At 50.5% G+C, this 15104-nt stretch carries 11 protein-coding genes; 9 read left to right on the top strand and 2 right to left on the bottom strand.

The window, feature by feature from the left end:
- Positions 1–44: 44 nt before the first annotated feature.
- Positions 45–2318, bottom strand: coding sequence for an SF1B family DNA helicase RecD2 (gene recD2, locus HJY11_RS03735; protein ID WP_024729784.1), 2274 nt, complete (start codon positions 2316–2318; stop codon positions 45–47).
- Positions 2319–2335: 17 nt separating this feature from the next.
- Entirely contained in the window at positions 2336–3400 is a 1065-nt protein-coding gene (locus HJY11_RS03730; protein ID WP_024738477.1) for a YqaJ viral recombinase family protein, read from the bottom strand.
- Between the two features lie 894 nt (positions 3401–4294).
- Here HJY11_RS03730 and HJY11_RS03725 point away from each other — a divergent pair.
- The 9 genes from HJY11_RS03725 to HJY11_RS03685 all read left to right on the top strand — a co-directional run bounded on the left by HJY11_RS03725 (position 4295) and on the right by HJY11_RS03685 (position 14945).
- The gene (locus tag HJY11_RS03725; protein WP_006573960.1) at positions 4295–4495 is read left to right on the top strand and encodes a hypothetical protein; all 201 of its coding nucleotides are present in this window, start codon (positions 4295–4297) and stop codon (positions 4493–4495) included.
- Between the two features lie 57 nt (positions 4496–4552).
- On the top strand, positions 4553–5782 hold the full coding sequence (locus HJY11_RS03720) for a site-specific integrase (RefSeq protein WP_024729783.1): 1230 nt from the start codon (positions 4553–4555) through the stop codon (positions 5780–5782).
- Positions 5783–6362: 580 nt separating this feature from the next.
- The gene (locus tag HJY11_RS03715) at positions 6363–7499 is read left to right on the top strand and encodes a MarR family transcriptional regulator (RefSeq protein ID WP_208074668.1); all 1137 of its coding nucleotides are present in this window, start codon (positions 6363–6365) and stop codon (positions 7497–7499) included.
- Between the two features lie 16 nt (positions 7500–7515).
- Positions 7516–8067, top strand: coding sequence for a hypothetical protein (locus HJY11_RS03710; protein ID WP_208074667.1), 552 nt, complete (start codon positions 7516–7518; stop codon positions 8065–8067).
- 249 nt (positions 8068–8316) lie between these two features.
- Entirely contained in the window at positions 8317–8712 is a 396-nt protein-coding gene (locus tag HJY11_RS03705; RefSeq protein ID WP_243764152.1) for a fimbrial protein, read from the top strand.
- A gap of 40 nt (positions 8713–8752) precedes the next feature.
- Complete coding sequence (locus tag HJY11_RS03700) at positions 8753–9463, top strand: hypothetical protein (RefSeq protein ID WP_009258066.1); 711 nt, start codon at positions 8753–8755, stop codon at positions 9461–9463.
- 11 nt (positions 9464–9474) lie between these two features.
- Positions 9475–10467, top strand: coding sequence for a hypothetical protein (locus HJY11_RS03695; RefSeq protein ID WP_208074666.1), 993 nt, complete (start codon positions 9475–9477; stop codon positions 10465–10467).
- On the top strand, positions 10467–11843 hold the full coding sequence (locus HJY11_RS03690) for a C39 family peptidase (RefSeq protein ID WP_208074665.1): 1377 nt from the start codon (positions 10467–10469) through the stop codon (positions 11841–11843). Before HJY11_RS03695 ends, HJY11_RS03690 begins: the two co-directional genes overlap by 1 nt.
- 36 nt (positions 11844–11879) lie before the next feature.
- On the top strand, positions 11880–14945 hold the full coding sequence (locus HJY11_RS03685) for a PrgI family protein (protein WP_208074664.1): 3066 nt from the start codon (positions 11880–11882) through the stop codon (positions 14943–14945).
- Positions 14946–15104 lie beyond the last annotated feature (159 nt).

Below are 15104 nucleotides of genomic sequence, written 5' to 3'. Positions count from 1 at the left end.
AAATAGGGGACGCTGGGCGTTTTTCTGCACCTTGCGTCACATTTTTAGCCTGCGTGCTTCAATTCTTTTTCCAAGTTCGCCGGAACGGGGATACCTGCCCGCCGGGCATACGCCTTATAGTACAGGTGGATGCGTTCACCCAAAAGCGTGTTGCGTTTGCCGATCTCATTGCGATGGATTGCCATGAACAATACCTGCTTTTGACCGATGAGCACCACACGCTTTTTTGCGCGGGTGATGCCAGTGTAGAGCAGATTTCGATAGAGCATGACAGTATGTGCCTTTAAGAGCGGCATAATGACCGTATCGTACTCGCTTCCCATTGCTTTATGAATCGTAGTGGCGTAGGCGAGGTCCAGATTGACCATATCCTCTATGCCGTACTCCAACTCACGGCCCACACCGAAGTCAAGTCCAACGCGAGTTCCATCTTCATCATTTTTGATATAGCGGATGAATCCCAGGTCGCCATTGGATACCTTGGCAGTGTTTTTGGTCTGCATGATCCGGTCATTGACCCTGAATACCTTGACGCCGATTTTGATTTCTTCCTCGGCGGAACGAAACGGGTTGACCACTTCGCGGATCGCTTCGTTGAGCTGTTCCGCAGAGGCCGCGCCGTCCGAGCGGAAAGGCGACAGAATCTGCACCCGGTCAATCCCACTTTCCTCGATCTCCCGGCAGTAGCGGGCAACAATTCGTTCAGCGGCTTCCGCCTGATTGTTGCTTGCCATGAAAACGAAATCCTGGCCGTAGTACAGCTTGGTGTTGCCTTCGTTAATGAATTTGGCGTTGTAGGCAATCAGGCTGTCCTTGGACTGACGGAAAATCTGATCCAGCACCGTCACGGTGATAAGGCCGCAGTCAATCAGTTCACGGAACACATTCCCGGCGCCTACACTGGGAAGCTGATCCGGGTCTCCGACAAGAATGACCCGTGCTCCACCTTTGATGCGTGAGAAAAATTTATTTGCCAGCCACATATCCACCATGGAAAACTCGTCCACAATGATCAAATCGGCCGAAAGCGGCTCTTGGGTGTTGTTGCGTTTTATTTCATCTTCCTCGCTGGCGAGCCCCAAAATGCTGTGCAGCGTCTTGGCCTTATCAACCCCGGTACTTTCCGCCATACGCCGGCTGGCTCTGCCTGTCGGCGCCATTAAGGCGATCTCTCCTTGGGGATGCAGGCGGCGGTAAACCTCCAGAATTGTTTTCAGCACCGTTGTCTTGCCGGTACCCGGGGAGCCTGTGATGATGGAAAGATTGTGACGATAGGCTGCATACACAGCCGCTTCCTGTTTTGAGGACAGGGCCAGTCCGATTTCTCGTTTGACCTGCTCCAAAATTTGTTCGATCTTCTCCGGGGTGGGAGGCTCCACCACACGCATCGCAATCCGGCGGGCAGTTTCATCCTCTTGTGCAAATACACGAGGAAGATAAATGCCTCCTTTGACGGATACGACCTCTCCATGCAGGATCATATCTTCGAGGACATCGCTGACCTCTTGTGCATGGAGCCGAAGCGAAGGAATAGGGATTTTAGCGTTGAGTAATTGGAGCGCCTCTTTTTGTAAAGCCTCACTGGTCAAAAACAAATGTCCGTTTTTCCCCTTGCTATCCTCCAACGCCCAGAACAAGGCGCCTTTGATTCGCATAGGGGCGCGCAGGTCGCCTCCGTTTTTCTGAACGATGGCATCCACCCTTAAAAAGCCAAAACCGGATATTTGGCAAAGCTCAAACGGACTCTTTTTCAAGATGTCCACGCTGGCCGGGCCGAAAAACTGATAAATCTTCTGCGCTGTTTTCGGTGTAATCTTGAACGGGGAGAGCAGCGTCATCAGGTCTTGCAGCATCCGGCTCTCTGCATATGAGGTCTTGATGGCCTCCAGCTTGTTCTCCGTGATGCCTTTGATCTCCAGCAGCCGCTCCGGGCGATTTTGCAGAATGTCCAGTGTCTCCACGCCGAAGCGTGATACGATCTGTTTGGCGAGCGCCGGCCCGATGCCTTTGATAAGGCCAGAGGCCAGATAGCCTTCCACTCCACTCTTGGTTTGAGGGACAATTTCATGCCACTGCTCCACCTGAAGCTGCATCCCATACTTTCCTTTTTTCCATTCGCCATCCAGTTCCAGTTCTACCGCATCTGTGCGGGGCAGTTCGTAGCCGGTAGCCACAAACCGAATCAGATGATCCTTGTGCCGGCGGGTAGACCTGGCTTCTTGAGGTACATCCTTGTCCGCAGTTTTTACACTGATGATGCAGAACTTATTTGCAGGATTATGGTAAATTGTCCCATCATAAGTTCCTCTATGGATCAAATCATTTTCCTCCTTTCTCATGCCGCCTTGGTATCAATTTTCACACTGAACCTTCGGGATTCTGAAACGGTTACATACTGCTCGTAAATATCAGGGTGGTCCAGCTTCAGCCGCATCAGATTGTCTTTGTCAATGCCGGGCTTTCTCACTGGATTGTAGGTGACAATATAGTTCACCCCATCCTGTTGGCAAACGGCCTTGCAGCTCTTGCCCATTTCTGCGACCAGCGCCGCCTTCAGCCGCTTCATATCCGCCTCAATCTCTTTGCTGCCCGCTTCCGTGAGTTTCTTCTGCTCCTGAAGCTGGAGATAGCGCATCAATTTGGCTGTCAGGCTCAAATCAAGCGTTACAACGGGAGCGTCCTGATCTGCAGAGCCCGTATGCCGGCGCACGCTTTCAAGCACCAGATCACCATCTTCGGTATAGGGCGGCGGCGTCCTGGTAAGAACATGGTTTTCCCAGAAATACTGCTCCAGGAAAATCATCTCCTCCTCATAGGACTCGTCCCGCCGGATTTCACGAATAATGGTTTCTTCCTCGTTGTTGCCATACAGGCAGCAGAAGAAGCAGCGGTCCACATTCATGACGGCCATATAGTGCCGCCCTTGGGCTTCATAATAGACGGGAACGGTTTCTTCACCGTTTAGCCACCAGTTATCCCTTGCGTTATAATTTGTCGTTTTAATCTCCAGAATTGCGGTACTGCCATCCGGCAATTCCACAAAATAGTCCACATCGGCCAGCATCCACGAATACTGTGGGTGCTGGAACATTTTTTTGATCTGATAGACCTTGTACCCTGTGCGGTGTTGGAATATCTTCGCCACCAACGACTCCAACAGGTGCCCCATTTCCAGAGCAACCCAGTTGTCCTCATTATCTTCGACCGCTACGATATTCAACTTGTCAAAGTAGAGGTCTCTTGCCGTCCGCCAGGGTGAAATTCCCAGCAGAGCCGCCACATCACTGCCGCCAATCCCTTTCCGGCGGTATGCAAGCCATTCCTCTTCGGACAGGCCCGCCGTTTCCACCAAAATTTGGGGTTGACTTCGCTTTTCGGCGGCTACATTGCTCGCCGGCATCTTTAGCACCCCCTCCGTGTTCGGCGGGGAATAGCGTGTACTCGAATCATTGGACTATGGACTTGGCTGGATTTGGGCACCTTCTGATGCTGCCAGTCCTCCAAAGGCCATTTCCTTTTTGCCATAGGCTCCTGCCTTCGCTTTTTTACATTCATGCGTGTTACCTGCCTTTCTGTAGTTTGATATATCCTCAAAGCCGTTTCCGGCATTTGGGCGACAAAAAAGCGAGCATGACAAAGGGCAAAACGCCTGTTGTCCATAGTTGCCTATGAACCAATGTCATCCTCGCTGATGGGGAAACCCCGAAAAATAAAAAAAGCCAGTAATATACTGGCCCGAATGGGCGCAGCAATACTACTGGCACAAATACAATCTTAACTGCGTGTGCAATGCAGGGCTTTGAGCCTTGCCGTACAGATACAAAATCTGTATCCCATATAGGGAACGCACAAAAATCAATTACAAGAACAAGATAACACAATATATTGATTTAGTCAAGAACAAATGTCTATATATAGTCTAACAGAAAAATTTTTTTACAAAAAATAGGCCGTGCAGAAAAAACAGCCTTCTTGCCCTATTTATAGGGTGTACAGACATGGTGCCGGATTTCGTAGCCAGTCCGCACGCTCTTTTTGTACCTTGACAATTCTCATAACCTCTTTTATCGGAGTTATACAGGAGATGCGGATAGTGTGTTTGTGCGCGCCCACAACTTAAATGTCGCATAGCGGCAGCCTGAAAATACGCGGCGGAAAGCCCCGGCGCAGGAAATGGACGATGGAAGAGCCTTCACACTTCCCGATGAATTTAAGTGACTTCATTGTTTTTGTTGAAAACCTTTTCCTACAAATCGTAGGGGATATATGTAATTGCAAATAAAGGAGGGCAATTATGGAAAAAAGAAAACCCAATGACCTTTCACCAGATCAGTGCTTGGCGGTCGATACAGAATCGCTTTGCAAACTGCTCGACTGCGGGCGGCACACGGCCGTCCAGATCGGCGACCTGGCCCACGCCCGCATCACCATGAATTCTCGTGTCCTTTGGAGCGTTCAGCGAGTAAAGGAATACTTGTACGAGATCTCATGCTAACAGCGCCCTGCCCATTCCGGGCGCAGCAACACACAAAACATCGGGAGGTATCAGCCTATGCCAAAAGTTAGAAAAGACAACAAAGGCCGTAACCTGCGGCCAGGAGAGACACAACGCTCAGACGGCAGCTATATGTTTGTCTATAAACTGGGCAAAAAGAAAAAGTACATCTATGATTTTGACCTTGCCAGTTTGCGAGCCAAAGAAAAAGTGCTCAACCGTGACAGCGATGACGGTATTCGTACCCAGGAGGCTATGAAAATTACCCTAAATGATATGTTCAAAGTCCTCATGGATACGAAAATTCAGTTAAAGGCTTCTACACGGGCGAATTACGAATATCTTTGGAACAACTATGTGAAGGACGAGCCGTTTGCTAACATCCCTCTGCCTAATATCCGAAAGAGCGACATCCTGACCTTTTACACGAAGCTTTTGAAAAAAGGCTTTGCAATCAATTCTCTGGAAAGCATCAATAACCTGATCCATCCCACGCTGGAATTGGCGGTCGATGATGATTACATCCGAAAAAATCCCAGCAAGGGCGTCTATCGCTCTCTCAAAACAGAGGGGGCCGGGGCACCCCCGAAGAAAAGAATCGCGCTGACTATGACACAGCAGAAGAACTTTCTTCGTTTCATTTCAAAGTCACCGATGTATAGCCACTGGCTGCCTGTCATGGTCGTGCTGCTCGGTACAGGAATGCGTGTTGCGGAATGTACTGGCTTAACTAAAAATGATGTGGATCTGGAGAACAACACCATCTCTGTCAATCATAATTTGATTTACCGTGTGATTGATGGGAAAGCAGGTTTTCACATCAACACCCCTAAAACAACCAACGGCACCCGTACCATCCCGATCCTGTATCCGCAGGTTGCTGAACAGCTCCGCACATTGATTGAAGTCATGGACACCCTCTATCCGGAAGACCTTGTGATGAATGGGTATCACGGTTTCCTTTTTAGGAATCGGGAAGGTTACTTTCTCAGTGCCCATAATATCAACCGGGCCATCCAGCGTATCTCCATCGCCTACAACGCCGAAGAAATGGATCAGGCTGAACTGGAAGATCGTGAGCCGGAACTGCTGCCGCATTTTAGCGTACATAACATGAGACACACATTCTGCACGCGGCTCTGTGAAAGCACGAACGACATCAAGTTTATCCAGCAAGTGATGGGCCACGCTGATTTTTCCACAACTATGGATATTTATACGCATATTACGCAAGAAAACATGAGGGAAAAAGCAGAGGCAATCAAGGGCAATTTGGTGCTAATGTGAAAAATGCAAAAAAGGGCAAATCCGCATAAAAAACACGGATTTGCCCTTCATTTTGGCCCGTCTGAAGCCGTCTGATTTCAAGCAAAAGTTGTAGAAAAGTTGTAGTTGTAAGCCCTTTTCACTACATCTTGTGCCGTCCTATTTCATCAGACGCTACATATTGTGGAATTTTAGTCCAAAGGCTTCATCGTGGGGAACACCCCTCCGGTCTCTTCATCCGGTTTCATCACGCCTTGCAGAGCTTGAAAAGTGGCATTCTCACATGGTTTTTCTAACTTTTTGGATTCCATAGGATGTCCTCCTGTGCCGTCTGGTTTGAGGCAAAAGTTGTAGAAAAGTTGTAGAAAGTTGTATTGGCACAAAATCGGCTTGAAATTGGCACAGCAATAGGCTTCATCGGCCTACAAGCGACCACAATATAAAATTGCTCGGCTGTAATAAGGTCTGTATAAGCTCTACATATTATTTCAAGCAGATCCATACAGAAACAAGTATAGCATAAGCTTTGTAGATGTTCAAGTCAACGATTTTTTAACCCTGATACGGAATTTCATGCCTTATATATAAAAAGGAGTACACCATGCCAGAATATCAATTACAGATCAAACAGGTCGTGGATTACCCACGATGCCGGATTTATCGGCAATTCGTCCATCGGCTGATGGCAGACCGGAGCATTCGCACAAGCGGAGGCTCTGGTCTTTTTTATTTTACCGTGCTTTGCAGCTACGCAAACTTCCGCACTTCATACCGCCGCATTGATGGTATTAGCTATACCATCTATCCGGGCGAATGGGTCTGCACACTCAAGGAAGTGTCCCAATGGTTTCGCACCCGGTTTCAATGCCAGGCGTTGACAGTGCTGGAACAACTGCAGAAGCAACACTTTATCACTTTTCAAACACTGGATCGCGGCAATGTGATCCGCTATAAAATTTGCGACTGGGCGCGGCATAACACGGTGCTTGAATATAATGCTCCCTGCCAAAAGGATACCGGCTTTTTCTTTCTGCCCGTTTCCGTTGTCACAGATCTCATCAGCACAAGCCGATGCTCCGAAATGGATATTATTCTGGACCTCTGGGTTTCAGCCGTCTACAACGATAATCAGGTACAGGGGTCAGACCTGGGGCCAGTAGTCTATTTCCGCAACGGCACCGGCAATCCTCTTGTTGCCTACACTGAACTGGCTGTCCGCTGGGGGTTGTCCCGGGCGACAGTCGGCCGCGTCCTCAAAAAGCTGGCCGCGCTGGACTATATCTCCCTTATGTCCTTCCCGGGCCGACACGGCAGCGTGGTCTATTTGAAAAATTACCTATCCACCATGTTTGAAGTATCAGATGTCATGGTGGACAAAGAGGAGGTCGCTATGACGCTCAACATCCGTTTGGAACTCCCCGATGAATCAGGCTCCAGCCAAAACACACCAAGTATAGAGCATGAGGTTATCGTTTCAAACGAACTCAATAGCGTTTCAAAATCGCACATTGAAATTATCATCCAAAAGATGGCTCAAATCCTGATGGCACAAGGTATTTCGTGCTTTGGTTGTCCCCTCTCCCGCTATAAGTTATATCCCTTATCGGGCGACTGCCGGGAAGATTTACTACCCCGCGCACGGGACCTGTCAACGCTCTGTTTTGGCCTGTCTATTCTGTGCGGGAACAGGCAGGTCACCGCTTTTGAACTTACACTCTCTCCCATCGCGGAGAATTGAATAAGGAGGTCTTACCATGAAGAAATTTGTTGAAAAAGATGTCGCAGAAAACCCGCTGTACCATGATACCTGGAAACTGTTGAAAAAATACCGCGATGTGGTGTGGAGCCTGGAAATTTCTGTCCAGCATGTGCGCTCCAAGTTTGAGATCGAATACGGCACATCCATCGAGGAATTTCTGGATTCCATCTATCTGGCCGGCGCCGATCTGAATGGGAGCGATATTGAACACCATGCCAAGTGCATTGAGCGCAGCCACAAGATGCTGAAACTTTTGGATTCGGCAGTCGAATTGCTTCGTACCCGCCATAAGAACGGCGAGGCCTATTATTGGCTGCTTTACTACTCCTTCATCTCCCCGCAGCAACTCAAAAATGTGGAGGAGATCATCGAGAACCTGCGCCCGCATATCCGGGACATCTCATTCCGTACTTACTACCGCAGGCGCAGGGAAGCCATTGACGCACTCAGTTCCGTACTATGGGGGTACACCTCCAAAGACAGTTTGGATATGCTGGAACAGTTCTTTCCAGCGCCAAAACCAGATGAAAAGGCCAAGGGCAAATAATTGGCAGAATACGGGAATGAAATTGGCGCATTCCTGCCCTTGAGCCGTAAATCCTGGTGTGCTAAACTGAATATGCTCAAACTTGCACCCAAAACTGAATGCAGGCAGTGAACGGCACCTTTTTCAAGGTGCTTTTTTGCTGCCCTAATGACCGACTGATTGGGGAGGGAGCCCGCATCTATTACAAGAGCTGCGGGCTCCTCTTTTGTTTGAGTCCCGCATATTACATTTGGATTGGAGGTCCGAAAATTGAAAAAACGCAAGATTCCTCACCAAAAGCGAAACGGCGATACCAGCCCTCCGTGCCGTTTTTCCATTGGCAGAATCGCTTATATGGCGTTTCTGTGTCCCACCGTCTCATTGATGTTCAGCCAGCCGGCCTTTGCCGCAACCGATGTTTGGACAAAAGCCACAGAAATCATGCAGGATGTCTACACGCAGCTCCTCGCTATCTCCACGATTGCGGCCATTGTGACCGCTTCGGTAGCATTGCTGCTCATGAATTTCTCCCGTTCTGGTAAAACGGTGGATGAAAGCAGAGCTTGGCTCAAACGAATTGTTATCACCTGGGCCATCTTAAACAGTCTGGGCTTTATCATGTCCTATATCGTCCCCTTCTTTGAGGGTGGTCAGTGGGCAGGTTGATCGGCATCACATTGATACCCGACGAAAGGAGGCATGACCTATGGGTATTCTGGACGGCATTGTTGAATGGATTGCAGAGCAGGTCATGGCGGGCCTTGACTTGATAACCACCTCGGTTTTGGGGGCACTGGGCTGCGATATGGCGGTATTTCTGCGCTACTTTCCCGCAGCCGAAACGATGTACAGCGTTTTTGTGGCACTGGGCATCGGTATCATTCTCCTCAACTGGGTGTGGCAGCTGTTCAAGAACTTTGGCCTGGGAGCCGGTATTGAAGCGGAAGACCCGCTCAAATTGAGCATCCGGTCCGTCATTTTTATTCTTTTAGCGTTCTTCTCCAATGAGATTGTCAGCATGATCCTGACCATCGGCGGCACACCGTATAACTGGATTATGGATTCGGAGCTGCCGGCACTCAGTTTTGCAGATTTCAATTCTGTCATGCTGGTCATCATCGGGGTGTGCGCCAATGGGGCTGTGGCCCTTATCACTCTGATTTTAGTCATCATTCTGGCGTGGAACTACCTGAAGTTGCTGCTGGAAGCGGCAGAGCGATATGTATTGCTCGGCGTGCTGGTCTATACGGCTCCAGTAGCCTTTTCCATGGGGGCAAGCCAGACAACATCAAACATCTGGAAATCCTGGTGCCGGATGCTGGGCGGTCAGATTTTTCTTCTGCTGATGAACGCCTGGTGCCTGCGCCTGTTCACGAGCATGGTTGGTTCGTTTATCTCCAACCCGCTCTCTTTGTAAGGAGGGCCATTTTGAAAAGACTCAAGAAAATCTTGTTCCTTGCGCTGATGGTCGCAGCTCTCTCCTGTCTGTTCTGCCAGCCTGCTTTCGCTATTTCGGAGGAAGAAGTCCAGGCACAAGTGGACGCCGTAGGCAAAGAAGCCGTTTCGGGGAATGTGCTGATCTGGTTTATGTGCGCAATCGGATTTCTTAAAGTATCACAGAAGGTTGATTCTTTTATGGCGAGTCTGGGCGTCAATGTCGGCCATACCGGCGGCAGTATGCTGGCGGAGGCTATGATTGCGGCCAGGGGATTCAGCGGATTTAAGAGCTTTGCCAGCAATCACTTTGCGGGAGGCCGCAGCAGTCATTCCTCCCATGTCCGTGCAAACGGTGGCGGAAAAGGCGGTGCTGGATTCGGCGCTGGTTTTGCCAGCGGTGGCTTGGCCGGCGTGATTAAAAGGAATGTTACCAATAATGCGGTCAAAACGGCCACAACGCCCCCGGATGCCAAGCCCTCCGGATTGAGTGGGCTGGTCGGCGGCGCTGCAGGCGGCATCGGCGGACATATCTACGCTTCATCCGTGAGCAAGGGAGGCAATTTTGCCAACAATGTCATAGGCTCGGTCGCTACTGGGAGCATTACCCAAATGGGGACTATGACCGGGGATAAAGCTGTAGAAGCTCTGCATTCCTACATGGGTCATGCGGCATTGGAGCCCGGGGCCGAGAATATTCCCACTTATCAGAATGTGGAGATTGGCGGTGGCCGCATTACCGGCACTGAAGTCACTCCGGAACATCCAGAAGGCATCGCTTTTGGTATGTATCATGCAGACCAGTATGTGGCGCCGGAAGGCCAGTACACAACCGTTCACTCCGTAGATGGTACCGCCTGGTATAAGCAGTATGCTGCGGATGCGGTTGAAAAATCTCCCTATATGGCACCGGACGGCTCGATTGCCTATCACGAATCCATCGTGAAGAAACTGCCGCCTACTCCCAAAAGAAAGGACAAACTCTAATGGCTGAAGAACAAAAAAACAGCTCCGCCGAAACAGTAGATGCTGCGGCCTCTGCCGCACATACGGTCAAAGGCGCTATCAAAGCTGGCAAGGCCATCTCTGGAGCAGCGAAAGGCGCTGCCGCCGGCGGCCCCTATGGGGCTGTGGCTGGAGCCGTCTGGGCCGGCCGAAAGCACATCGGCAAAATCATTGCCATCATTGCCATTCTGCTTTTGCTGCCTGTCCTTTTCCTCCTGATGCTGCCCGGCCTGATTTTTGGAGGGCTGGTCAATGCCTTTTCACCAGCTGATCCTGACACGCCTATCCTCAACAGCGAAACCGCCATCGTAGAAAACGCCAACGACATTACCTTTGCCATCAACGCCATTCTGGGTGAGGCGCTGGATGATGTGATGGCCCGTATCGAAGTGGACTTTGCCTCTTCTGGCGCCGACAAAATGGAGGTCAAAAACCCCTATTCTTCCGGCCTGGTCTACAACGCCAACCTCATCGTTTCACAGTATTGCGCTGCCCGGGATGAAGACTTTGAGAGCATTTCGCTGGATGACCTGTCCACTGTCCTGCGGGAGAACAAAGAGCATCTATACTCTTATACCAGTGTGCGGGAGAGCCGTGAGGTCACATCCGAAGATCCGGAGGCCGGGGAGAAAACCACCTCCACCGAGATCTGGATGGTCTATACCATTCGCTACAACGGTGAGTCTTATCTTGCCGACCATGTTTTCGCGCTTACGGATGAGCAGAAAGAACTGGCGTCCGATTATGCCTCTAACCTAAGTCTCTTTTTAGGCGACGGCCTGCTGCAAAATGTGGACGAGTGGACGGGGAACAGCATCCCCTCCCTTGGAGATGTAACTTTTACCGACGGCGGGACCCCGGTTGTTTATTACAATCAGTTGGATGAACGCTATGCCAGTCAACCCTATGGCACCGATAACATCGGCGGCTATGGGTGCGGGCCCACCGCCATGGCAATCGTGGTTTCCTCCCTCACGGACGATATGGTGGACCCGGTGGAAATGGCAAAGTGGTCATATGACAATGGCTATTGGTGCAAAAGCAGCGGCTCTTATCACGCATTGATTCCCGCTGCTGCAGAGGAATGGGGGCTTCCGGTATCCGGCTGCACGACTTCCGAGCCCCAGCGGATTCTGGACGCTCTTGCTGACGGCAAGCTGGTTGTGGCAATTATGTCCGAGGGGCATTTCACTTCATCCGGCCATTTCATCGTTCTTCGCGGCGTGAAGGATGGTCAGATCATGGTGGCAGACCCGGCCAGTTATAAGCGCAGTGAACAACTCTGGGATTTATCCATCATCTTAAACGAAGCAAGCCGCCGTGCGGCAGCAGGCGGTCCTTTCTGGATTATTGGCTGACTGTATCGCACCCCGGCATCAGAAAAGAGGTAATACATGAGCAACAAGAATGACCATGATATTTATATCATACCGCCGAACTTCATAGAAACAGGCACTTTTTTTGGCGGTATGTTCCGTGCGCGGAATGTGATTGAAGCCGGCATCCTGGCATTTGCCATCGGGACGCCGGTTTTTTTGTTCCTTCCATTTGGATTGACTGCCCGCATTATTGCTTTATGCCTGACTGCGCTCCCGGTGGCATTGGTTGCCCTCATTGGCATTTCAGGAGAAAGCCTCTCGCAGTTTCTGGTCACTTTTCTGAAATACCTGCGGAATCGCCGCATTGTCGGCGGTGACGGTGAACAGCCCGGCGAAAAAACGGGGACCTCCAAATCAGCCGGCAAGCATTTCAAACAGAAGCCTCCAAAGGAGAGAAAGCCCAAGGCGTCGAAGCGCCGGCGGTCTGGTGAAGCAGATTTCCCAGCTGAGTTTGATGAAGTCCGTGGATATGAGATCCGCGAAAAACTCCGGCCCAAGAAAAACACCAGGAAGGAACGGCCTGTCAAGGCCAATAAGGCGAAAAAGAAAGCAAAGAAGCGACCTGAAAAAGAGCGGATGCCTAAACGCCCAGCCCATATCAAGGAGGAAAAGCCTCCCTGCGTCAATCCGGTGGCAGACTATCTGCCCATTGAGAAGATCGTCAACGGCATTATCTACACGAAAGACCACCAATTTGTCAAGGTGGTTGAGGTGGTCCCCATCAACTTCATGCTGCGGAGCGCACGGGAACAGAGAAATATTATCTACTCTTTCGTCTCATACCTAAAAATCAGTCCTGTTAAATTGCAGATCAAAGTGCTTACCCGGCGTGCCGACATCAACCGCCACCTGGACACAGTACGCCGTGAAATGGCGCAGGAGGACAATGAGCAGTGCCGCTTGATGCAAGAGGACTACTTGGACTTTGTTCAACAGGTCGGCTCCCATGAGGCGGTTACACGACGCTTCTTTTTGATTTTTGAGTATGAGCCTTGGAACAACACACGGCGCTCCGAACAGGAAGATGAGGCAATCCAATCTCTCCAAAGTGCTGTCCACACGGCATCCAATTACCTGCGTCAATGCGGCAACGAGGTCGTTGTCCACGAAAATGAGGACGAATTTACCGTAGATGTTTTCTATAATTTGTTGTGCCGAAATGAAAGTGCAGTCAAGCCCCTGTCGGTACGGGCACAGGAAATTGTGGCACAGTATCTCCAAAAGGGACGGGAGGGTGAGATTGACCGCATCCCGGCAGTTGAATTTGCCGCGCCCAAAAGCATCGACTTCACCCATGGACGGTATCTCTGCATAGACGGGCTGTACTATACTTATCTGCTCGTCCCATCAGATGGTTACAAAACCCAGGTGCCCGCAGGCTGGTTGAGTTTGATCGTCAATGCCGGTGATGGTATTGACCTCGATATGTTTCTTTCGCGTCAACCCAAAGAGCGCATTATTCAGCGGGTCGGCCAGCAGCTCCGCATCAACCGGTCAAAAATCAAGGATGCCAGCGACACGAACACGGACTTCGATGATATAGACGGCGCTATTCGGAGCGGTTATTTTCTGAAGGAGGGCCTTGCGAACAACGAAGATTTCTATTATCTCAACTTGTTGATTACTGTGACTGCCCCTTCTGTGGAGGACCTGGAGTGGAAGGCCAGCGAAATAAAAAAGCTCCTGCTTTCGCAGGATATGGATGTCTGCAACTGCCATTTTCGGGAGGAGCAGGCATTTTGTTCTGCCCTCCCGCTGGTTTCCATGGAAAAGGGACTGTTCGAGCGTGGTAAGCGCAACCTGTTGACTGGAGGCGCGGCCAGCTGCTATCCGTTCACTTCATTTGAGATGTGCGACGACAACGGAATCCTTCTGGGGGTCAACAAATATAACAGTTCCCTCATCATCGTGGATATTTTCAACTCTGCGATTTACAAGAACGCCAATATGGCGATCCTGGGTACCAGCGGCGCAGGCAAGACCTTTACGATGCAGCTCATGGCGTTAAGAATGAGGCGGAAAAACATTCCCGTTTTCATCATTGCGCCTCTGAAAGGGCACGAATTCCACCGTGCCTGTGCCAATGTAGGCGGGGAGTTTATCCAGATTTCCCCGGCCAGCCCGCACTGCATCAATGTGATGGAGATCCGCAAGGTGGATCGGTCGGTCAGTGAGCTTCTGGACGGGCCGGGAATCCAGCTCTCCGAACTGGCCGCCAAAATCCAGCAACTCCACATATTCTTCAGTCTGTTGATACCCGATATGTCTCACGAGGAACGGCAGCTGTTGGATGAGGCTCTGATCCGCACCTACAATTCCAAAGGTATCACCCATGACAACGCCTCATTGGAAGACCCGGCCAATCCGGGCTGCTACCGGGAGATGCCGGTGCTGGGCGACTTGTATGAGATTTTGAAGGCCGCCCCGGAAACCACTCGCATGGCCCATATCCTCAACCGTCTGGTGAATGGCTCCGCCAGTACCTTTAACAAGCAGACCAATGTGCGGCTGGATAATAAGTACACCGTACTGGATATTTCCTCGCTTACTGGTGATTTGCTGACTGTGGGGATGTTCGTGGCCCTTGATTTCGTTTGGGACCGCGCCAAAGCTGACCGCACCGAGGAAAAAGCCATTTTTATTGACGAGTGCTGGCAGCTTCTTTCCGGCGCAGGCGCCACGGGTACCCGGCTGGCCGGCGATTTCGTTTTGGAAATTTTCAAAACCGTCCGCGGCTTCGGTGGGTCAGCGATCTGTGCCAGCCAGGACCTTAACGACTTTTTCAATCTGGACGAAGGGCGTTTCGGAAAAGGCATCATCAACAACAGCAAGACTAAAATCATTCTCAATCTGGAGGATGACGAAGCGGAGCGTGTCCAGGACACCCTCCATCTCTCTGACGCAGAAACGATGGAGGTCACACACTTTGAGCGCGGCAGCGGCCTGATCTCTACCAATAATAACAATATCATGGTGGAGTTCAAGGCCAGCCCATTGGAAAAAGACCTTATAACCACAGACCGCAGGGAGCTGCGGGAGCTTTTGGAGCGCAAGCGCCAAGAACAAGCTGATTCCGCTTAAAAGGCATTTTCTCTAGGGGCTGTTGCAAAATGTAAAATTTCTACATGATGTTGTTTATCCTTACATAGCAATACTCAATATCATGTATCAAAAATTCATTTTGCAACAGCCCCTTTATTGCGCGGAGTAGTGTAAAGAACATGGTTGGATGCTTTACCA

This window comes from Bittarella massiliensis (ex Durand et al. 2017), from assembly GCF_017566145.1.
GTDB classification, from domain to species: domain Bacteria; phylum Bacillota; class Clostridia; order Oscillospirales; family Ruminococcaceae; genus Bittarella; species Bittarella massiliensis_A.
The sequence above is the reverse complement of the archived record's forward strand: the minus strand, read 5'-3'. Positions and strand labels throughout refer to the sequence as shown.

What these genes read in the sequence shown, in the direction of transcription:
- HJY11_RS03730 (WP_024738477.1), bottom strand. Translation starts at nt 3,400, where the DNA reads ATGCCGGCGAGCAATGTAGCCGCCGAAAAGCGAAGTCAACCCCAAATT.
- HJY11_RS03725 (WP_006573960.1), top strand. Translation starts at nt 4,295, where the DNA reads ATGGAAAAAAGAAAACCCAATGACCTTTCACCAGATCAGTGCTTGGCG.
- HJY11_RS03720 (WP_024729783.1), top strand. Translation starts at nt 4,553, where the DNA reads ATGCCAAAAGTTAGAAAAGACAACAAAGGCCGTAACCTGCGGCCAGGA.
- HJY11_RS03715 (WP_208074668.1), top strand. Translation starts at nt 6,363, where the DNA reads ATGCCAGAATATCAATTACAGATCAAACAGGTCGTGGATTACCCACGA.
- HJY11_RS03710 (WP_208074667.1), top strand. Translation starts at nt 7,516, where the DNA reads ATGAAGAAATTTGTTGAAAAAGATGTCGCAGAAAACCCGCTGTACCAT.
- HJY11_RS03700 (WP_009258066.1), top strand. Translation starts at nt 8,753, where the DNA reads ATGGGTATTCTGGACGGCATTGTTGAATGGATTGCAGAGCAGGTCATG.
- HJY11_RS03690 (WP_208074665.1), top strand. Translation starts at nt 10,467, where the DNA reads ATGGCTGAAGAACAAAAAAACAGCTCCGCCGAAACAGTAGATGCTGCG.
- HJY11_RS03685 (WP_208074664.1), top strand. Translation starts at nt 11,880, where the DNA reads ATGAGCAACAAGAATGACCATGATATTTATATCATACCGCCGAACTTC.